We start from the raw sequence: 22097 nt of genomic DNA, 5'->3' as shown, positions 1-22097 counted from the left end.
TAAAATCATGCATAAGTTAAGTTTCCATTGTGTAACCCTATATTTAAACACTTATTGTATTATATTCTTAAAATACTAATTGGAAAAAGTAAGAATTGGCTCCCCAAAATTGATATGTTATCAGCGCTATTTTAAAGCGTAGCCTCTACATTTCATTCTAAAGCGTACCCTTTATGTTATTTTTATAATTAAGCACTAATTGCATTGTCGCAAATCTATCATTTCCACTCAATAATATTGCGTTGTTCATAGGTTTCCATGTACCATCTACACATATATATTTTTAGCATCTACTTTTTCAGCTTCATACACACTTTTAGAAACATTATGAACCAAGTGAAAATCAGTAAAAAAATACCTTACTATTTAGATGGTAAGGCTTATTTCTATTGGGGTAAATTGATCTAGATTGTAAATACCTAATACTTTTTCAATTTTTGCAACTTCATTAACTATATGTTTAAATCCATCCTTACCAAATTTCTGTTCTTCTATTTTCTCAAAGAGTTCTCCTAATTCTTTAAATTCTTCTGGAGTTACTAATTCATGAAAAGCCGGAAAAACAACTGTATCTTCACGGGCAGAATGAGGATTATACATATTTATATATAGTGACAGTAATCGAATTAATTGAAAGTTGTTTTCAAAATAACAGTTATTTTCTATTGATGAATAATAAAGTACATTGTTTGTTAATTTGCTTGCTGCATTATGTTGATTTAGAAGTGTGCTTATAAGTACACTATATTTAGGTTTCTTTGAAAACTTTGGAAAAACATATTGTTCTTCTAGTCTTTGATGATAATCTTCAATAAATTGCTTGGTTATTATAGCAGTATTGTAAATAATAGAATAAATATTAACTTGATTATTAATTTTTTGTCCTTTTAAATACTTTAATGCATCATTATAAATTAACAGTATACGATGTAAAACACCATGTTCACGCATTAAGTCCTCTGTAGGAGAAATTTCTATCTCCTTATTCATGGTATTATTTGCAATCATTATAATCACTTCCTTTATTACTAAATCTAAGCTTTATCTTGTAAATATCAATTAATTTAATATATGCACTTAAATTTATACTTATTAACAAAAGGAGTACTAATTTACACCAATGAAAAAAATAAAGAAATAGTCTGACTTATTTGTGGAACTATTTTTTATTACAAACTATGCTATTAATTTTATAAGAATTGTTTTCTACTATTATATAAAGATTTATAGCTTAAATTTAAAGATATAAAAGAAGGTAGCTCCTAACCTAGATTAAGAACTACCTTTAAACTATTTCTTATAATAAAATCTAAAGTCTTATAAAGATATCATGTTCATTCATGTTAAAATATTAATATAATCCTGTATAATAATTAGTGCATACATCTCATGTATTACACTAATAAAATAACTAAAAAATCTTTTAGAATGGCAAAAGAATGGCAAAACAAAAAACACTAAGTGATAAACCTAGTGTTTTCAATGGCACGAGCAAGTCTATAAGCCGAGTTCTGTATTTGACAATCATCTATCTAGGCCCATTGTTACCAATGGACTCAAGCGACACACCCGAAGGCGGGACGGGCAATCCCATTTACCTTCCTATTCGGTCTTGCTCCAGGTGGGGTTTACATAGCCGTACAGTCGCCAGTACGCTGGTGAGCTCTTACCTCGCCTTTCCACCCTTACCTAAGTAAACTTAGGCGGTATATCTCTGTTGCACTTTCCTTAGAGTTGCCTCCACTGGGGGTTACCCAGCACCCTGCCCTATGGAGCTCGGACTTTCCTCTCCTGAATAAATCAGCAGCGATTGTCTGGCTTACTCGCAAAATATATGTTATCATAGTTTCTTCATAAATGCAAGTACTTTTTTTCCTATACTTAAAATTTATATGAATTTATAAGGATCTTGCATTTTTTCTGATATGTATACTTTGTTGTTAAAATTATTTTCTTTAAGCAATTTTTCAAATTTTTTTCCAAAACTTATCATTGGTGGCCATTCTGTAGCAAAATGCCCAGCATCTATAATAGCTACACTCTCTTCTTTTATATCACTTACATAATGATATGTAGTATCCCCTGTTATAATACAATCTGCACCCTTAGCTTTACTTATAGAAAAAAAATCTTCTCCACTACCATTTACTACTGCAATAGTGCTGACTTCTTTATTCTCTTCACCTACATATCTTATGAAAGGTGTATTAAAACTAACTTTAACTTTTTCACATAAATCTTTTAACTTAACTGGTATTTTTAATTTTATTAATCTTCCTATTCCATTTTTCCCATTGTTATACTCTGGCACTGAAGTATTTTCTATAATAGTAAATTCATTATATCCCAACATCCTTGCAGCTATATCGTTAATTCCATCTTCAACAGAGTCTAGATTTGTATGGCTTGAATATACGTTTATATCATTTTTAACTAATTTAATTATTTTCTTACCTAAAAGATTATCCGCAGTTATTGTTTTAGGCTTTAAAAATAATATTGGATGATGGGTTAATATAAAATTACAATTTTTCTCTATTGCTTCTTCTATTACTTCTAATGTAGCATCTAGGGCAACTAATATAGAAGTTACCTCTGCATTACTATCTCCCACCATTAGTCCTACATTATCATAGTCTACCTTTAACTTGCTTGGTGCATAGCTTTCCATTATTCTTATAATATCTTTTACTTTTAAAGACATTGTAAAAACTCCTTTAGCTTTATAATTATTTTCTCTAATTGTTCTTTTCTTTTTATGGCACTTTCAGTTTCTTGATTTAAGCCACTGTAAACCTTAGTATATTTATCTAGCTTAAATGCTAAATATTCCTTCATCACAGGATGTTTCTTCTTTATAAGAGTTTCACTAATTTCATAGTGTATAGGTTGTATTTCTTTAATCTTATTATCATATTTAACCTTAAAAATTTCATAAAATTTGTCTTCTTCTTTTACTAGTTCTTCATCTATTATTTTGTATCCACTTTTATAAATATATTCTCTTAAAACCTCTGGATTTTGAACAGGCTGAAGTATAGCATAATCAAGATTTTTAAAAACTTCTTTACTTTCTTCAATGATATCTCTAATTAAGTTTCCACCCATGCCTGCTATTATAGCTGCATCTACTTCCTTAGGTTTTACAGTAGTGAGCCCTCCACCTAATCTACAACTTATCTTATCTCCTAGATTATAAGCACTGACATTTTTTTTTGCCTTTTCTACAGGGCCACTATTGATATCAGAAGCTATAGCTCTTTCTATGATATTATTCTTAATAAGATAAATTGGTATATAGGCATGGTCTGTTCCCACATCTATAATGGTGTTAACATCTTTTATCATTCCACCTACGGTTTTTAATCTATCACTTAAGTTCATTTTCGTCATCCTTTACATTGCTATTAATAACATTCTTATTTGCATATATAAAAATACTGATGCTACCGCTAAGGCTATATATAAATATCTATAGGCTGTTTTTTTATCATATTTAGCACAAAAATAAGAAGCATAATACATACAAAACAGTAAGCCCATATTTAGCCCTCCATAAGTCATTTGTGTAAAAGTAAATTGCTTAGGTGTCCCTACAACTACTGGTCTTAGCTTTGCATCAAAAGTTATTGGCATTACAGCTGGTAATCTTTGAGTCACATATAAAAATAATGGATTTACAGTAAGTATTATAATAACAATACTAGTTAAAAATAATGGTAATTTATATTTCATATTTTTATATAACTTGTTTACCTTATTAAACTTTGTCTCCCAATCCATTAAGTAAATACCATTCTTATTTAATAAACCTTCTACTGCCGATACATCCTCTGGAGAAATTGCAATGTTACAATCCTTTGTTTTTAGATATATAACATTTTTATTATTAGTAACAAACATTCTTGTAGTACCAACTTTTTTAACTACAGTTCTTCCTAACGCAAAAGTATTTGTTGCAATCCCTGATAATTTTACACCTTTAATTCTGCCACTTAATTTTGTATATCCTTCTATATCTTTTAATGGGACCTCTATCTTTTTTAATCCATTTAGACCATTAATTATTAATTTGTCTTCATATATTTCATATTTTAGTGATAGCCATAAAAATATATAATAAAAGTAATATAAATTACAAGCTACAGTTATTAATCTTAGTAAATTTATAACTACATAAGAGTGCATATTATTCATTAAAATTACAAGCAAAACATTGTACAACAATGCTAATAGCAATATTGAAATTACTTCTTTATCTTTTTTAGAAGTAAATACCGTCATTTTATCACCTTCTTTGCTCAAATTATACCATAAAATCCATAGCTGGTAAATTTAATTATATCTTAACTTTATGCATAATAGTGTTAAAAAAAGAACACCAATATGGTGCTCTAATCTAGATAATCTTTTAGTTTCTTACTTCTACTTGGATGTCTTAACTTTCTTAAAGCTTTAGCTTCTATTTGTCTTATTCTTTCTCTTGTTACATTAAATTCTTTACCAACCTCTTCTAAGGTCCTAGCTCTTCCATCATCCAATCCAAATCTTAACCTTAGAACCTTTTCTTCTCTTGGGGTTAATGTACGTAATTGGCTTATTAGTTGTTCTTTAAGCATAGTAAAGGCAGCTGCTTCTGCTGGTGCTGGAGCATCATCATCTGGAATAAAATCTCCTAAATGACTATCTTCCTCTTCACCTATCGGAGTTTCAAGTGATACTGGCTCTTGAGCAATTTTCATAATCTCACGAACTTTATCTACCGACATATCCATTTGCTTTGCAATTTCTTCTGGTAATGGTTCTCTACCTAATTCCTGTAGTAATTGTCTAGAAACTCTTATAAGTTTATTAATAGTTTCAACCATGTGTACTGGTATTCTTATAGTTCTAGCCTGATCAGCAATAGCTCTAGTTATCGCCTGTCTAATCCACCATGTAGCATAAGTACTGAACTTATAACCTTTTCTATAATCAAACTTTTCAACAGCTTTAATAAGACCTAAATTTCCTTCTTGAATTAAATCAAGAAATAACATTCCTCTTCCCACATATCTTTTAGCAATACTTACAACTAGTCTTAGGTTAGCTTCTGCTAGTTTCTTTTTTGCATAAGCGTCGCCTTCTTCAATTCTCTTTGCAAGTTCTATCTCTTCATCTGATGATAATAGTGGTACTTTTCCTATTTCTTTTAAATACATTCTTACTGGGTCATCTATAGTAATACCTTCCGGTATGGATATATCTATTTCTTCTTCCTCTTCTTGAATATCTCCAACAACATCTATTTCCATTGACTCTAATACTTCATATATCTTTTCAATTTGCTCCGGGCTTAAATCTATTTCATCAAGCTCATCTATTATTTCCTTATATGTTAAGGAACCCTTCTTTTTACCTTTTTCAATCAGCTTTTTAACTACAGTTATTTTTGTATTTTTATCTTTCATTACATTACTACCTCCCTTCATCAACTTATATGTTTTTTAATGCCTTTTGTATATTAATTAACTCTTGTGTACATTTTAAAGACTTCTCTACAAGGCCTTTAGATTCATACTGTTTAATTTTATTCATAACTTCTTTTTCCGACTCCTCTAACCTATATTTTTTAATAATCTTGATACAATCATGAATCATTTTATCAAGATCATACTTATCTCCACTTATTTCATATTCCATCAAGTTAATAAATTGTTTTGTAGTTTCACTATCATTACAGTTATTCTCGATATGTTTTAATTTATCTTCATAAGATAGATCATTAAATTTTAAAATTAGATCATAGAGCATTTTATGACTGTAAGATACAAAACTGCAATCCTTTAATTCATAAGATATAAAATCTAATCTTTCAGTATCTGTTAACATAAACTTAAGTAATATCCTTTCAGCCTTAATATAGGCTGGTTCTATATATAGATTTTGCCCATAATTATTCTGTATATTATCATTTTTTTCATTTTGTTTGATTTTTTGGTTAAATTCGTCGCTTAATAACTCTTCTTTTACTTTAAGTTTTTCTGCAACTTGTTTTATATATATATTTTTTTCAAAATCACTTAAGTCTTTTATTATCTCCAAGATTTTATTTTTATACCTTATTATCATTTCATTATCTGTAAAATTTATGCCTTCTTCTACTTTTTTGATTTTGTAATCAACAAGTGGCATAGCTTCATTTATTAGTGTCTGAAAGGCTTCTTTGCCGTAAGTCTTTATGAACTCATCTGGATCCTTTCCCCTTGGGACTGATAAAACCCTAACATCAAATCCAGACTTTTTTAGTATGTCTAGTCCTCTTAAAGTAGCCTTTTGACCTGCTAAATCCGCATCATAGGAAATTATTGCCTTGTCTGCATATCTTTTTAATAACTTTGCTTGTTGCTCTGTTAAAGCAGTGCCCAAAGTTGCCACAACGTTAGTTATACCTTGCTGATGAAGTGCAATACAGTCCATATATCCTTCAACAATAACAACTGTTCTATTCATGTTTTGTTTTATGGCAAAATTTAAACCATACAAGTTGGTTCCTTTTAAAAATAAAGGTGTTTCTGGTGAGTTTAAATATTTAGGCTTTGAGTCATCTAAAACTCTGCCTCCAAAACCAATAACTGTACCCTTATAATCAAAAACTGGAAAAATAACTCTATTTCTAAAACGGTCATAGTAGTTGCTCTTTTTACTTTGAATAATTAGTCCTAACTCTGACATCTCCTTGTCACTATAACCTTTTCCCCTTAAGTAGTCTCCGAGTGCGTGCCACTCATCTAATGCAAATCCAAGTCCAAATTTTGTCATAGTTCTTTCATCTATAGATCTATTCTTTAGATACTGGAAAGCTTTTTTATTTTTTCTTAAATTTGCATAGAAGTATTTAGCTGCATCCACATTTAGCTTTTTCATTTTTTCAAACTTATCTTTTTTAGCTTTATTTAAATTGCTTTTTTCCTCTACCTCAATACCAACCTTTTCAGCCAGAGCTTTAACTGCTTCAGGAAAACTCTTATTTTCAACTTTCATAATAAAACTAAATACATTTCCTGCTTCTCCACATCCAAAACATTTATATATTTGTTTATCCTGAGAAACAGTAAATGATGGAGTCTTTTCACTATGAAAAGGACAATTTCCTATGAAATTTCGTCCTGATTTTTTGAGTCTCACTCTTTCTGATATTACATCAATAATATCTGTTTGTTCTTTTACTTTTTGTATGACTTCTTCTGAAATCACTAAATTATATCCCACCTTTTAATTCTGAACTCTGCACTTTTGTCATTTCGACAAAAAAGTACAAAATCCTTCTTTTTTCTTAATAAATTTTTATAAATAAACTTTTTTACTTTTTATATATTCTTTGTAAATTAGATTTTTCCTTCAAAAATGCAAATTTTTGTAGTTTTATAATGTATTAATAAAATTATAAATTATATATAAATGCTTTGTTTGGGCACATATAAATCATTAAAAATCTGTAAGCAATACTCATCGCTCATGCCTGAAATGTAATCTGCAACACCCTGTTCAAGCCCTTCATCATCTGCAATGGTCTTATAAAAATATGGTAGTTTTTCTGGATGTTTGTAAAAATATGAGTATACATGCTTTAAAATAAATTTTGCTTTTTCTCTTTCTTCTTTTAAAATATTTCCTTTATATATATTTTTAAACATAAAACTCCTAAGTTCACTTAAAGATTCTTGTACTTTATTTGACAATGCAACTTGAATCTTGTTATTTTTAATGTTTTCCAAAGTATTATAAATACAGTCATTGACCAAAGTTTCAATTCTATTACTATGATTTTTACCTAAAACTTCTATAACTTCTTTTGGCAAGTCATTTTCACGGAGAATTCCTGCCCTTATAGAATCATCTATATCATGATTCACATAAGCAATTTTGTCACTATATTTTACTACTTGTCCTTCCAAAGTACAAGCCCCTTTTGACTGGGAAGAAAACCCACTATGATTCACTATTCCATCTATAACCTCATAAGTTAAATTTAGCCCTTTTCCTAACTTTTCAATCTTTGTTAAAACCCTAACACTATTTTCATTATGTTTAAATCCTTGAGGTAATAATTCATTTAGAACTTCCTCACCATTATGTGCAAAAGCAACATGACCTATATCATGGCCTAGTGCAATAGCTTCTATCAAATCTTCATTAAGTCCTATCCCTCTTCCTATAGTTCTAGCAATTTGATTAACTTCTAAAGTATGAGTAAGCCTAGTCCTATAGTGATCATTCCAAGTTTTAATATACACTTGAGTTTTTAATTTTAATCTTCTAAAAGATTTACAATGTATTATTCTGTCTCTATCCACCATATAATCGGTTCGCATTTCGTCTTTCTTTTCCTTAATCACTCTTCCTTTAGAGTTAATTGATAATGCTGCATAAGGATTTAAAATAAGCTTTTCATTTTTTTCTATTCTTTCTCTTATGTTCATCCATCACTCCTCCTAGCAATTTAATATACAGCTATCTAATTTTCTAATTGCATCTATTAAGCTGGCAGCTCAACCTTCTTAATCAGTGAAACTTTTCCTTTTACAAATTTAATAATTAATTATCAATAAATGACAATCAGTTTTTTATTTCAGATTGTTTATTAACTAAAATTATAAATTAAGCTATAAAAGTAAACAGTTTTATTGAGCTATACATTAAATTCTAATGCATTATATATTCTCCTTTAAATACCAATAATATTCAAAAGGTGAAAATTTATTTATTCATTTTAACTTATAATCTTTTTAAGTTTCTAAATTTGACTACTTTTAATACTCATATTTAGAAACTTAATTTAGAAACTGTCATGAAAACTTTATATAATTTTAGACTTTAAAACATAACTTTTATATTATATCAGTAAATTAAACGAATTTTAAAACTGTAAGTTTCTATAGAATATTCGCCTCTTTAAATGCAAAACCCTTTATTTATGTATTTAAACTTTTCTTATAAGTATTTTTAATATTGATGTATATTAATGTTTTTTCTTTAATATCCTTATAATGTAATGTTTAAAGGAGAGTGTTATGATGACTACTGCAACAATTTATAAAAATAATATAGAATTATTATCTGAAGAAAATGTAAAGAAACATGTTCTGCCTCATTATAATTTAAATAACGCTATAGTGGAACAGGTAAAGTTAAAGAATACTGACAAACAAAGAGCTGTTTATATGGTAGCAGATGGTGAAGATAAATACTGCCTAAAAAAAGTTTACTATCCTGTTGAAGAACTCCTTTTTGTTTATTCAGCTATAGAATGGTTGTATCGTCATAACATAAATGTTCCTAGAATATTATCAACTACAAACCATGGCAGATATGTTGTTTATGAAAATATGTTATTTATATTAACTCCTTGGGTAAATGGGGACAAATGCGACTTTGACTCAGTTTATGAAATATTATTAGCTTCTTCAAATCTTGGTAAATCTCATGATATTAACAAAAATTTTGAACCTATATTAGGTAGTAAGAATAAGATTGGATGTAGCAGCCTTTATAATTCTATAAATAAACACTTTAATAATTTGCTTATGTATTCTAACTTAGCATATAAATATCATGATAACTACTCTAAGATTTACCTTAAAAACTTCGATACTAACATAAAACTTGCTAAGCTCTCTAATAGTGTAGCACTTACAATTAAAGAAGATGACTTAACAATTTCACTTTGCCATAACGATTATGTTAGTAAAAACCTCATAGTTGATGAAGATGATAATTTGTGGCTTATAGATTTTGATAAATGTAAAATTGATCACTGTGCTCTAGACATCTCATATTGTCTAAGAAGACTTTTAAGAAAAGAAAAAAATAGATGGAGTGTAGATTTAACCATAAAATTCTTAAATACTTACGAAAAACATAACCCTTTAAATCTTGAAGATTATAAATATATTTTGGCTTATTTAAGCTTTCCACAAAAATATTGGAAAATATCTAGAGATTACTATGCTAACATTTCAAAATGTAATAGAAGAGCTTTCGTATCTATGCTGAAGAAATCCAATGTATATATGGAAGACCAATTAAATTTTTCACTAGGTTTTAAATGTTATATTGAAGAAAAATTTAACACAAAACTTTAATTAACAGAAAGTTGGAAATGAATAATCAATTCCCTTTCCCAAATTATTAACAATCAATTAAATAAAATATCTTCACCTTTTTAATAGAATAAATTAAAATACTTGCAAATTTCGTATGATATACATATATATATCTATATCAGCTCTAAAATTAATATATATGAAAGCAATCGGTATCATAGCTAAAGATATTGAATTCACAATTAACAGTTCACAATTTAAGTTTAAAAAGCGTGGTAAAAACCACGCTTTTAATATTATTTTCTTGGATTTTTAATTTGCGCTTGAGCTGCTGCAAGTCTTGCTACTGGTACTCTAAATGGTGAACAAGATACATAGTTTAATCCCACACCATGGCAGAATTCTACTGAAGATGGATCTCCACCATGTTCTCCACATATACCAACTTTTAAATCATTTCTTGTTTTTCTTCCAAGTTCAGCAGCCATTTTAACAAGCTTACCTACACCAGTTTGATCTAGCTTTTGGAATGGATCAAATTCATATATTTTCTTATCGTAATAATGTTTTAAGAAGTTTCCAGCATCATCTCTTGAGAATCCAAATGTCATTTGAGTTAAATCATTTGTTCCAAATGAGAAGAATTCAGCTTCTTTTGCAATTTCATCCGCTGTAAGTGCAGCTCTTGGAATTTCTATCATTGTACCCACTAAGTACTTAAGCTCTATTCCATTTTCCTTTATGATTTCATCTGCTATTTTAACAACTACGTCTTTAATATATTTTAATTCTTGAACTTCCCCAATAAGTGGAATCATTATCTCTGGTACTATATCATAACCTTTTCTCTTTTTAACATCTATAGCTGCTTCTATTACAGCTCTAGTTTGCATCTCCGCAATCTCTGGGTAAGATACAGCAAGTCTACATCCTCTATGTCCCATCATTGGATTAAACTCATGTAATGAATCAATTGTGCTTTTTAACTCTTCATAAGTTATTCCTAAGTCTTTTGCTAATTCTTCTATATCCTCACGATCTGATGGCAAAAACTCATGTAGAGGTGGATCTAAGAATCTTATAGTAGCTGGTCTACCTTCTAATTCTTCATAAATTCCAATAAAATCTTGTCTTTGCATTGGTAATATTTTAGCTAAAGCTTTTCTTCTTTGTTCTTCATTTTTTGCAACTATCATCTCTCTAACTGCCATTATTCTGTCAGCATCAAAGAACATATGCTCAGTTCTACATAATCCTACACCTTCTGCTCCAAACTTAATAGCTTGAGCTGTATCTCTTGGTGTATCTGCATTTGTTCTAACTTTTAATGCTCTAAATTCGTCAGCCCATCCCATTAGTATTCCAAAATATCCACTAATTTCTGGCTCAACAGTTTTTATTGACCCAGCATAAACATTACCAGTGCTACCATCTATTGAAATGTAATCACCTTCATGATAAATAACTCCTGAAGCCTCAAAAGTTTTTGCTTCTTCATTAACCTTTAATTCTCCACATCCAGCAACACAGCAAGTTCCCATGCCTCTAGCAACAACTGCAGCATGAGAAGTCATTCCTCCTCTTACTGTTAAGATACCTTCAGCAGCAATCATGCCTTCTATGTCCTCTGGTGAAGTTTCAAGTCTTACAAGTACAACCTTCTCTCCTTTACTTTCATGAGCTTCTTTTGCATCTTCAGCAGTAAAATAAACTTTACCACAAGCAGCTCCTGGAGATGCTGGTAATCCTTTAGCTATAACATTAGCGTTTTTAAGTTCTACACTATCAAAGTTTGGGTGTAATAGTGTGTCAAGTTGTTTTGGCTCAACCTTTAGAACAGCTTCCTCTTTAGTAAGCATTCCTTCTTTTTCTAAATCAACAGCTATTTTTAAAGCCGCTTGAGCTGTTCTCTTACCGTTTCTTGTTTGTAAGAAATAAAGTTTTCCTTCTTCTATAGTAAACTCCATATCTTGCATGTCTCTATAATGTGCTTCTAACTTATCTGCAATTTCTATAAATTGGTCATATATTTCTGGCATGTCTTCATGCAATTTTGATATAGGATGAGGAGTTCTAATACCAGCAACAACATCTTCTCCTTGAGCATTCATTAAATACTCAGCAAATATTTCCTTTTCTCCTGTTGCAGGATTTCTAGTAAATCCAACTCCCGTTCCTGATGTTTCACCTTTATTTCCAAACACCATTTCTTGTACGTTAACAGCTGTGCCCCAGTTTGATGGAATGTCATTAAGTCTTCTGTAAACTATAGCTCTTGGGTTATTCCAAGATCTAAATACTGCAGTAATGGATTCTATTAGTTGAACTTTTGGGTCAGAAGGAAAATCTTCTCCTTTTTTCTTTTTATAGAATTCTTTAAATCTTTTAACTAATTCTTTTAAATCGTCTGCATCTAACTCAGTGTCAAGTTTAACACCTTTTGCTGCTTTAATTTCATCCATAATATCTTCAAAATGTTTCTTTTCAATTTCCATAACAACATCTGCAAACATTTGAATGAATCTTCTATATGAATCATAAGCAAATCTAGGATTTTGAGTTTTTTTAGCTAGAATTTCAACTGTTTCATCATTTAAACCTAAGTTTAATATTGTATCCATCATGCCTGGCATTGAAGCTCTTGCACCAGATCTAACAGATACTAATAGCGGATTTTCTAAACTACCAAATTGTTTTCCTGTAAGTTTTTCTAGCTCTCCCATTTTGCTATGTATTTGTTCAACAACTTCTTCTGAGATTACTTCATTATCTTCATAATACTTATTACAAGCTTCTGTTGTAACAGTGAATCCTTGAGGTACTGGAATGCCTATACTAGTCATCTCTGCAAGATTAGCACCCTTTCCTCCAAGAAGATTTTTCATTGCTGCATTACCTTCTTTAAAAAGGTATACATATTTTTTAGTTTCCATCTTAACAACCCCTTAAAACAAAATATATATAGCTAAATAGGTGGAAAATTAATTATATTACAAATAACTTCCTCTACCTACCTTCACCCATTTTTACGAAAAGCATAGTTATATTTGTTTTTGAAATTTTCCCAACAATTTTATGAATTTCTTTTCCATTCATAAATTCTTTTCTCACAACCGGTAAGCAATCAACTTCATGTTCTATAATTTTTTTAGCAGCTTGGTATGCTGTATCTTCTTCTTCAACTATAATTATATTTGGCATTCTAGTCATAATAATACCAACAGGTACCTTATGTATATCCGCTGTTCCCATTGCTGTTTTTATGAAATCCTTTCTAGATGCTGCACCAACTAAATTTCCATCATTTACTACAAACAATGTGCCTACATCATTTAAGAATAAATCTAAAATAGCATTATAAGTTGTAGTGTCCTCTGTTACAACTACTGGTTTTGACATGACATCTTTTACCTTAATACTTCTTATATAGTCACTACTAAAGCCTTGTGAGGTCTTTTTTGAGTATATATATCCAACTTTAGGTCTTGCTTCTAATATACCAATCATAGTAAGAATAGATAAGTCTGGTCTCAACGCTGAACGAGTTAATCCTAATTTTCCTGCTATCGCTTCACTGGTAATTGGTTCATTTTCTTTTACTAATTTTATTATTTCTTCTTGTCTTGGTGAAAATTCTATTGTTTTCGCCCTCTTTCGCTTTAAAATTCTAAAAACTTAATGCTATCTTTAAATTAAACTCAATGTAAGATGAATTAAGATTTTATAAATATTTTGTCATAATAATATACTTAATGAAACATTTCTCCATTTCAATAAATTGCCTAATTAACTAATAATTTGTCAATTGTTAGTTACTATATCTTACCATATTTTTCGGAAATGTGCAAATTTTCTGAAATAATCCTTATTTCATTTTTTCATTTGTTTTATTATTTATTTTAGCATTTTAATTGAACGAAATTCTTTTGTGCTACACTTTTCATATTAAGTATAGCACAAAAAAATGAAGATAGGAAGCCTATCTTCATTAATCGTCAAAATTTATTGTATAAGAAAAATTTGTTTCACGAATATTATTGTCTTTTCCAAAGGATTTATTCATTTTTTCTTTTAAATCTGAAGTGACATCTGTAGCTATATTTCTTGCATCATCTACTACATTTTTTACCATTTTATTTATAACTTCTACTGTTCCATCAGTCTTTGTTATTTCAATAGTTATTTTACTAATCAATGCTGCAGCAGCCAAAACTGCTAGTAATTTAGGATACATTACTGAAATTGCTCCTACAGCTAATGCCCCATTTAAAGGAATGTCAAAAACTATTTTATCATTTTTCTTAATAGTAATTCTTGTAGCATTTCCCTTTTCTATTAAGGATTTAATATACTCAATTATTTCATCTTTATCTGAAAAAGTATAGCTTTCACTTTTCTTTTTCTTTTTTCCTTCTTCAATATAAACTAAAGCCTCTAAAACGTCTCCGTTGCATAATTCTAGTACTCTTTTTGCTTCACTATAAGTAATATTAACACGTTCTCTTAACATATCTATTTTTTCTAAAGTTATTTCACTCATTTTTTATACCTTCCTTCTTTATTATTTTTGGATTTTTTCTTCAATGTAATTAAAATGCTTTAACATCAAAAGGCTTTTTGGCTTTCTTGTATAATTAGCGTTTATGATAGAGCTTAAAACTTTATTTAGCTCCTTTTTCGCCTCTTCATTTATAGTAACTCTAGGAACTTTTTCAAGCTCTATAGAATTTAAAAACTTTAATATATTATAAGCCAATGCAGTAATGTGAATACCATATGCTTTCTCACATTCATTACAAACCATACCATAATATTGAAAGGATAAATAATTAGAACTTTTAAGTTTTCTATCACAAATACTACATTGTTCCAAATTCAGTCCATATCCTGTAGCTTTTAGTAGTTTGAGTTCAAAAGTTCTAGTTAGTATTTCTAAATCTGCTACACTATTTTTAATAAGATAAAAAGAAGTTACGAGATCTTTAAATAGTGTACCGTAATTTTCTTCTTCGCAGGCAATATCTATAAGTTCATTAAAATAAGATCCATAAATTAATGTTTCAAAATCTGTTAGCATTTGTTGGAATGATTCTATTATCTTTGCTTCATTTAAGGTATATAGATTTCTCCCTTTAAATACTACATATTCTCCATAACAAAAAGGTAGAGTTGAAGACATAAATTTACTTTTACTTTTTCGCGCCCCTTTTGCTATAACAGATATTTTCCCTAGTTCTTCACTAAAAAGCCAAACTAGTTTATCATTTTCTTTATAATCTTGCGTTTTTATTACTACTGCTCTAGTTTTAATTATGCTCAATTAATCAACTCCAAGTTCTACTTTTTGTATCCTAGCTCCTTAAGCATTATTGGGCTATCTCTCCAATCTTTTTTAACCTTAACCCATAACTTCAGTACTACTTGATTATCAAAGAACTTTTCTATATCCTGTCTAGAATAAGTAGAAATCTTTTTTAACATACTACCATTTTTACCTATAATAATCCCCTTATGAGAATCTTTTTCACATAACATATTAGCATCAATATGATATCTATCCTTCTCATCTTTTTTCATAGAAATAATTTCTACAGCTATACCATGTGGTACTTCTTGTGATAGTAACCTTAATGCTTTTTCTCTTATAATTTCTGTTACAATGAATCTTTCTTGTTGATCTGTTATCATATCTTCTGGATAATATTTAGGCCCCTCTGGAAGATAATTAACTATAAGCTCATTAGCCTTATCAATATTCTTGCCATTAATTGCAGAAATAGGTACTACTTCTGTAAATTTAAAATACTCAGCATATTCTGCTATAGTTTTTGCTACTCTTTCATTTGGATTCTCATCTATTTTATTTACTAACAAGAACACAGGTACATCACATTCTTTAAGTTGATTTAATATGTGAATATCTCCTTTGTTCATTTCCTCACCTGGTGTAGTTATAAATAAAATAACATCTACTTCACCTAAGGCATCTTTAGCTACATTAACCATATATTCTCCTAATTTGTGCCTTGGCTTATGCATTCCTGGTGTATCTACAAATACAATCTGTGAATCTTCTTTTGTCAATATGGTTTGTATATTGTTTCTTGTAGTTTGTGGTCTACTTGAAACTATGGAAAGTTTCTCTCCCATTATATAATTTAGTAATGTTGATTTTCCTACATTTGGTCTTCCTATAATTGTTACAAATCCTGATCTAAACATTATTTCCTCCTCTATTTAAGCAAATCTTCTTTAGTAAATGCTCCTGGTAATATATCCTCTAAGTTTTTCACCACATATTCATCTTCATTTTTAATTATAATTATTTTTAAGTCTTTAGAAGCAAATTCAGCTATTACCTGTCTACATATACCACAAGGAGTTGTAAAGGTAGACATATCACCTACAACTGCTATGACCTTTATTTCCCTGTGACCTTCAGATATAGCCTTAAATATAGCTGTTCTTTCTGCACAATTAGTTGCACCATAAGATGCATTTTCTATATTACATCCTTCATAAACTGAACCATCTTCTGTTACAACTACTGCTCCTACCTTAAATTTTGAATATGGTACATATGCTTTTTCTCTTGCTTTGATTGCTTTTTTTACTAATTCTTTATATTCCATGGACTACCTCCAAAATAAATAAAATATTAACCTCCAAATAAATGTACATAAATTATACCACTATATGATATAATTTCAACTTTTTAATAAACTTATCCTAAAAATTGATATAAAAGCAATGTTAAAAAGCATCCAAAGGCAGCTCCAAATAATACTTCCAATATGGAGTGTATCTGAGAATCCACTCTACTTTGCGCTACAATAATTGCTAATAAATAGGACAATATCATAATTAATGGCTCATTCGTTAATAGTGTTATGGTTGTTGCTATAGAAAAAGCTATAGCACTATGTCCACTAGGCATTCCTCCTTTTAATGGTGTACCTTCATCATAAATAGCTTTAACAACTAAAGTTGCAATACTTACAATTACTAACATTAAAAATATCATATGTGGATCAGAATTTCTTATTTTAAAAAGAATATTTATAGTAAAAGGCATTAATCTATCCCAAAATATGATATATCCTACTAATACAGAGTTAAAAGCGGCAATTAAAACTGCACCAGCTGCAACATTTTTGGCTATTTTAGCTAATGGGTGATAATAGTTTGTAGTAGCATCTATAGCACATTCTATTGCTGTATTAATCATTTCTGCAACAATAACCATGGTTATTGTTATTGTAGTTATTAAAAGTTCAATTTTAGTCAGGTCATAAAAGAAACATAAACATAGCACTAAAATGGCTACTATCATATGTATTCTCATATTTCTTTGAGTCCTTATAGTATGTATTATTCCCTCAATTGCATAATTAAAGCTATCTACTAATTTTTTGACTCTCATTTTCAATACCACCTTAAAAATTATGACATGTAGATAAAACCACATGCCAATAAATTGCTTTATTCAATTGACAATAATTTTTTATATTTTAAAAGAAAAATTTTGTATGAAAGTTAAAATGGTGTATAAGTTAAATTTCCTCAAGGAATCCTATAAATTATCTTTAAAAATAATTAATTAGTATATTAACTATTCCTCTTATTTTATCCTATACGATTAATATTAAACTTATTTAATATTTCTTCTTCTCTTTTACGCATTAGAACTTTATCTTTTTCTTCCATATGATCATATCCTAATAAATGCAATATAGAATGTACCACTAGATATATAACTTCCCTTATAAACGAATGGCCATACTCCTCAGCTTGTTCTGCGGCTTTTTCAAGAGATAGCGCCATGTCTCCTAATACTAAATTGCCTTCATTTAGATCACAAAAATCGAATTCATAGTCTAAATACATTTCCTTAAAAACTTTTCCCTCTTCGTAATCAAGCATTGGAAAAGATAATACATCGGTAGCTTTATCTATGTCCCTTTGCTCTTTATTAATTTTTCTAATTTCTTCATTGTCTATAAAAATAATACTTATTTCAAAGGGAATATTAACCCCTTCTTCCTTTAAAGTATATTCAATTATGTCTTCTATTTTATTCTCTAGTTCTTCTGTCATTTCGATTTTTTCTTGTCTATTATCTAAAAATATCATTTATTACTCCTTCTTTTCTTCTAACTTTAATTTCTCTAGTGGATATTCAATTCTTTCATGATATATCCCTTTTAGTACTTTCAAAAATGATTCTTTAATTTTTTTAAGCTCCTTAAAAGTTAACTCACAATCATCTAATTGATTTTCTCCTAGCCTTCCTTTAAATATATTATCCACCATTTGTTCTATTTTTTCTTTTGTAGGATTTGGTATTGATCTTACAGAAGCTTCAACTCCATCTGCCAGCATCACAATAGCAGCTTCTTTACTTATTGGCACCGGTCCTTTATATTTGTAATCTTCCTCATGTACCTCATCAGGATCTGAACTTTGATTTTTCATAGTTATATAAAAATATTTAACTAATGAATCTCCATGATGCTGTGCTATAACATCCTGTATAACAGTAGGTAGCTTATAGCTCTTAGCGAGCTTTATTCCATCACTAACATGAGAGGTTATAATTAAAGCACTAAGTTTTGGAGAAATTTTGTCATGAGGATTATCTCCGCTAAACTGATTTTCTTTAAAATAGTATGGTCTTTCAATTTTTCCTACATCGTGATAGTAAGCAGATACCCTAGCTAGCACTGCATTCGCCCCAACTGTTTCCGCTGCCATTTCAGCTAAATTTGCCACAAGTACACTGTGATGATATGTTCCTGGCGCCTCCATAAGTAACCTTTTTAAAAGCGGATGATTTGGATTGGCAAGTTCTAATAATTTGATGTTAGTTACTATGTCAAAAATATTTTCTAAAAATGGTAGCATTCCTATAGCTAATATTCCTGAAATAATGCTAGACATTGCAGTTATTGCTGCTTTTATTATTATCTCTGATATATGATTGCTTAGTGCATATCCTATAGTTAATGTAAATATAAAGTTTAATGCTGCTATATAAATACATGAATATAAAATATCATTTCTCTGTTGTACTTTTTTCAATATAATAGGAGCAGCTACAGAATTTATAACTGCAATAATAGTTATTTCTACATTAAATCTTACAATAAAACTTATTAATATGGCATTTAAAACATTAATTGTCATTGAAGCTTTATCATCAATTAATATGGACAATAATATAGGTACACATGCAAATGGAATTAAATAAGGCGATATAATATATAAAGTCCTTGCAAGTATTAAAGAAATACAAGTAAGAATATTTATAAGCATTATTTTATTAGACTTTTTATAAATTTCCCTGCAATTCCATTTTAAATAGTACCACTGTATTAACATTACAGAAAGTATCAATACAATTAAACTTATATGAAAATTTAACCTCAAAGACTTATCTTTATTTAATAGTCCTAATTCTTTTAACACTTCAATTTGAGCGCCTGTTACCGGTTCACCCTCTTTTACAATGATTTGGTCTTTTTTTATTATAACAGGCTTTACTGCTTTTTTAGCTTCTTCTTTTAAATCTTCTGTTTTATCATAGTCAATAAAAACACTAGGCTTGACTTGCGAATATCCTATGGCCATCCCTAAGTCCTTAACATTCTTAGAAAATCTTGAATTATTAAATTGTGCAGTTATTACTCCTTGTGCCAAAACTATATCCTCAGGCCTATTTTCATATACAGTTACCTCATCAAAAATTTTATTAGTTGTACTTATTAAAAAAACTTTTAATTCATCTAATTGTTTTTCATCTAAAGAAAGTAAAGTTGCGTAATTTTCATCAGATAAATTAAAAATTTTTGATGATTTTTTTAGCTCTTGAAGTCTTTTTTCTTCCGTTTTGGTGTTATTAGCTCCCGATACTATACTCAGAGGATATTCCTTGTTAATCTTAGCTACAGTTTCAAATAAACCTTCAATATTTTTTACTGCTACCTTACTGATATTTGCATCATAGGTATATACATCTTGAATATGTTTTACAGAATCTTCAATAAGCCTCTCCGTAGCAATCTGATCTTGAATATCTTTCGATGCTTTTATATCACTCTTAGCTATGTCGCCTACTTCTAAATCGTAAGTTTCTGTAATCATTGAGGTGCTAAGTATAAAATAAATTATTAAAGTAGTAACAACAAAGATACCCCTCTGAGACAATTTAGGTAGCTTAACTCTTTTATCTTTCTTAGAATATTTCATTATATCCCAACTTTCTTTTCTCTAGTTTCTAGAAATCTACTCTAAAACTTCTTCTTTATCAGCAATTTCTTCAGTAGCAATATTTTCTTCTGCTATTACTAATAAGTTCACTACATAATTATCTTCCATTCTTTTAATCTCAGGTATTACCTCTAATATACTTACAGATTTATCAAGATTTAAAATTATATTTCTATTTAGTTCTTTTACCACTTCATCTACATTAGTTTCTACTTTCTCTTCCACTACCTCGTAATAAGTTTCAGTTTTTATAACTCCCTTGTTATTGTCTATTTTATCATAATTTTCAAAGTCCTTTAAGCCATTTCTTATATAAAATTTTTTATCTTTAAATTCTATATAATAGCTTTTCGATACCTTACCAGTTCTTTCTCTCTTTACTGTGTATTCAGGCACCTCTTTACTTTCTTCATAAAAAGTCTTAGCATATACAGTACCTTCAGCTTTAACATTATATTCTTTTCCTTCTTTTCCTTGCTCTGATTTTATTAATAAATCTCCTCGTTTTACAATCTTACCTGGCTCAACGATAGTAGTACCTGATGTTGAGAATATTCTATCCACTTCACCATCTTTAGACGCTACGATATCTCCTGTAGTTTTATCTTCTCTAATCTTAGGAGGGGCTTGTCGTTCTGCCACTTGTACCATTAATTTAGAACCCTCTATTCTAGCTTTAACCCACATTACTTCATCATTATCCTCTATAATCTTTTCTTCTAATTTATATACATCAAAATCTTTTTTAAATGTTCCTCTATCTATTCCATAAGACTTAAGTAGCATTCTTATTTCAAAAGGCGATAAATACTTATCTGTAATTATCTCTACCTTCCATATAAAGCTACTTAGGTAATATAAAACACCTATAAACAATATTAAAGTTATTACTAACGTTTTTCTTCTTTTAAGTTTTAAAATCTTAAAAGTGACACCCTTTCTCTTTAAGACTTTAATTCTACTATTAGTCTTCGTTGCTCCTTCTAAAATGGTATTATAATCTTTTAAACCTATTTCCATGGTGTAGTTTGTTAAGCTTCTTCTTTTAACATTTTTAACTACAACATCATTTCTCCACAAAAAATTTATGAACTTTTCTGGCTTTAAACTTTGAACTTCTATGACTAATATTCCATTACCATATTTTTTTATATTATTCATTTTCTCCATATTCAATAGATTTAAACTTTCCAGTTAAAACTATTGTGCTTCCTCCTACAAATATAATTTCAAAGTCTCCGCCTAAAATTGTAATTATAGCTATTGAAGATTTTACCTTAACCATTTCTTTTTCAAATAAAATAATACCTTTATGATTTTCTATAGTAATCTCATTATTGGATACTACCGTTATTTTAGGGATGTCCATTATTACTTCTCTAGGAATATCTAACTTATTAGCTAAGCGCTCTGTGGCGTTTTGTAATTTATTATTCAAAATAATCACCTCTTATTTTTGTTTAGGTATCTGAAGTAAAATAATTGGTCAAAGATGCAAGAATATTTTCTGTCAGACAAGGCGTTAGGTTTTAATGACAGTTATTCTATTACCAGATTCTGGTAACGTAGTATGTCACAAAATAGTCTAGCATACTGACTTTTTATTTTTTTGAAGATGCCTTATATACAGGATTTCTTAGTAAAAATTTAATTTATGCATGATTTTAATTTCCATAACAAGAATTCTTTTCTACGAATGAAAAATTAAGAATGAAGGATACGAATTATGGTTAAAACTCCACG

At 29.1% G+C, this 22097-nt stretch carries 19 protein-coding genes and 1 other RNA gene; 1 reads left to right on the top strand and 19 read right to left on the bottom strand.

Annotated features, from left to right (window positions below; translation table 11 throughout):
• Positions 1-366: 366 nt before the first annotated feature.
• From B2W91_RS06130 to B2W91_RS06095, 8 genes are all read right to left on the bottom strand, one after another.
• On the bottom strand, positions 367-1008 hold the full coding sequence (locus tag B2W91_RS06130; protein WP_291579440.1) for a hemerythrin domain-containing protein: 642 nt from the start codon (positions 1006-1008) through the stop codon (positions 367-369).
• A gap of 476 nt (positions 1009-1484) precedes the next feature.
• Positions 1485-1826, bottom strand: an RNA gene (rnpB, locus tag B2W91_RS06125) — RNase P RNA component class A.
• A 62-nt stretch (positions 1827-1888) separates the two neighbouring features.
• On the bottom strand, positions 1889-2704 hold the full coding sequence (locus B2W91_RS06120; RefSeq protein ID WP_291579439.1) for a Nif3-like dinuclear metal center hexameric protein: 816 nt from the start codon (positions 2702-2704) through the stop codon (positions 1889-1891).
• Positions 2695-3384: a tRNA (adenine(22)-N(1))-methyltransferase gene (locus tag B2W91_RS06115; RefSeq protein WP_291579438.1), complete on the bottom strand. Its 690-nt coding sequence runs from the start codon at positions 3382-3384 to the stop codon at positions 2695-2697. The genes B2W91_RS06120 and B2W91_RS06115 overlap by 10 nt, the downstream gene beginning before the upstream one ends.
• A gap of 12 nt (positions 3385-3396) precedes the next feature.
• A complete protein-coding gene (locus B2W91_RS06110; protein WP_291579437.1) occupies positions 3397-4284 on the bottom strand; it encodes a PH domain-containing protein in 888 nt (295 codons plus the stop codon).
• 110 nt (positions 4285-4394) lie between these two features.
• On the bottom strand, positions 4395-5450 hold the full coding sequence (rpoD, locus tag B2W91_RS06105; protein ID WP_291579436.1) for an RNA polymerase sigma factor RpoD: 1056 nt from the start codon (positions 5448-5450) through the stop codon (positions 4395-4397).
• Between the two features lie 25 nt (positions 5451-5475).
• Complete coding sequence (gene dnaG / locus B2W91_RS06100) at positions 5476-7236, bottom strand: DNA primase (protein ID WP_291579435.1); 1761 nt, start codon at positions 7234-7236, stop codon at positions 5476-5478.
• A 194-nt stretch (positions 7237-7430) separates the two neighbouring features.
• Complete coding sequence (locus B2W91_RS06095) at positions 7431-8462, bottom strand: deoxyguanosinetriphosphate triphosphohydrolase (RefSeq protein ID WP_291579433.1); 1032 nt, start codon at positions 8460-8462, stop codon at positions 7431-7433.
• Positions 8463-9053: 591 nt separating this feature from the next.
• On the opposite strand from B2W91_RS06095, the gene B2W91_RS06090 reads away from it, so the two are divergent.
• A complete protein-coding gene (locus B2W91_RS06090; protein WP_291579431.1) occupies positions 9054-10124 on the top strand; it encodes a CotS family spore coat protein in 1071 nt (356 codons plus the stop codon).
• A gap of 257 nt (positions 10125-10381) precedes the next feature.
• Here B2W91_RS06090 and ppdK read toward each other — a convergent pair whose 3' ends face one another.
• The 11 genes from ppdK to yqfC all read right to left on the bottom strand — a co-directional run bounded on the left by ppdK (position 10382) and on the right by yqfC (position 21792).
• Positions 10382-13018, bottom strand: a complete 2637-nt coding sequence (ppdK, locus tag B2W91_RS06085) for a pyruvate, phosphate dikinase (protein WP_291579429.1) — start codon at positions 13016-13018, stop codon at positions 10382-10384.
• Between the two features lie 73 nt (positions 13019-13091).
• Positions 13092-13724, bottom strand: a complete 633-nt coding sequence (locus tag B2W91_RS06080) for a helix-turn-helix transcriptional regulator (RefSeq protein ID WP_291579442.1) — start codon at positions 13722-13724, stop codon at positions 13092-13094.
• 349 nt (positions 13725-14073) lie between these two features.
• Entirely contained in the window at positions 14074-14625 is a 552-nt protein-coding gene (locus tag B2W91_RS06075) for a DUF4342 domain-containing protein (protein WP_291579427.1), read from the bottom strand.
• A 21-nt stretch (positions 14626-14646) separates the two neighbouring features.
• Positions 14647-15405, bottom strand: coding sequence for a DNA repair protein RecO (gene recO, locus B2W91_RS06070; RefSeq protein ID WP_291579425.1), 759 nt, complete (start codon positions 15403-15405; stop codon positions 14647-14649).
• 17 nt (positions 15406-15422) lie between these two features.
• Positions 15423-16307: a GTPase Era gene (gene era / locus B2W91_RS06065; RefSeq protein ID WP_291579423.1), complete on the bottom strand. Its 885-nt coding sequence runs from the start codon at positions 16305-16307 to the stop codon at positions 15423-15425.
• A gap of 11 nt (positions 16308-16318) precedes the next feature.
• Complete coding sequence (locus B2W91_RS06060; RefSeq protein WP_291579422.1) at positions 16319-16717, bottom strand: cytidine deaminase; 399 nt, start codon at positions 16715-16717, stop codon at positions 16319-16321.
• Positions 16718-16809: 92 nt separating this feature from the next.
• A complete protein-coding gene (locus B2W91_RS06055; RefSeq protein ID WP_291579421.1) occupies positions 16810-17508 on the bottom strand; it encodes a diacylglycerol kinase in 699 nt (232 codons plus the stop codon).
• Positions 17509-17711: 203 nt separating this feature from the next.
• Complete coding sequence (ybeY, locus tag B2W91_RS06050) at positions 17712-18218, bottom strand: rRNA maturation RNase YbeY (protein WP_291579420.1); 507 nt, start codon at positions 18216-18218, stop codon at positions 17712-17714.
• A gap of 3 nt (positions 18219-18221) precedes the next feature.
• Positions 18222-20333: an HD family phosphohydrolase gene (locus tag B2W91_RS06045; protein ID WP_291579419.1), complete on the bottom strand. Its 2112-nt coding sequence runs from the start codon at positions 20331-20333 to the stop codon at positions 18222-18224.
• A 36-nt stretch (positions 20334-20369) separates the two neighbouring features.
• Positions 20370-21515, bottom strand: coding sequence for a sporulation protein YqfD (gene yqfD / locus B2W91_RS06040; protein ID WP_291579418.1), 1146 nt, complete (start codon positions 21513-21515; stop codon positions 20370-20372).
• The gene (gene yqfC, locus B2W91_RS06035; RefSeq protein WP_291579416.1) at positions 21508-21792 is read right to left on the bottom strand and encodes a sporulation protein YqfC; all 285 of its coding nucleotides are present in this window, start codon (positions 21790-21792) and stop codon (positions 21508-21510) included. The genes yqfD and yqfC overlap by 8 nt, the downstream gene beginning before the upstream one ends.
• Positions 21793-22097: the final 305 nt, after the last annotated feature.

The sequence above is a fragment of the Clostridium sp. UBA6640 genome, from assembly GCF_002455975.1.
GTDB lineage: Bacteria > Bacillota > Clostridia > Clostridiales > Clostridiaceae > Clostridium_J.
Note: the sequence above shows the minus strand (reverse complement) of the source record. Positions and strands in the feature narration are given on the sequence as shown.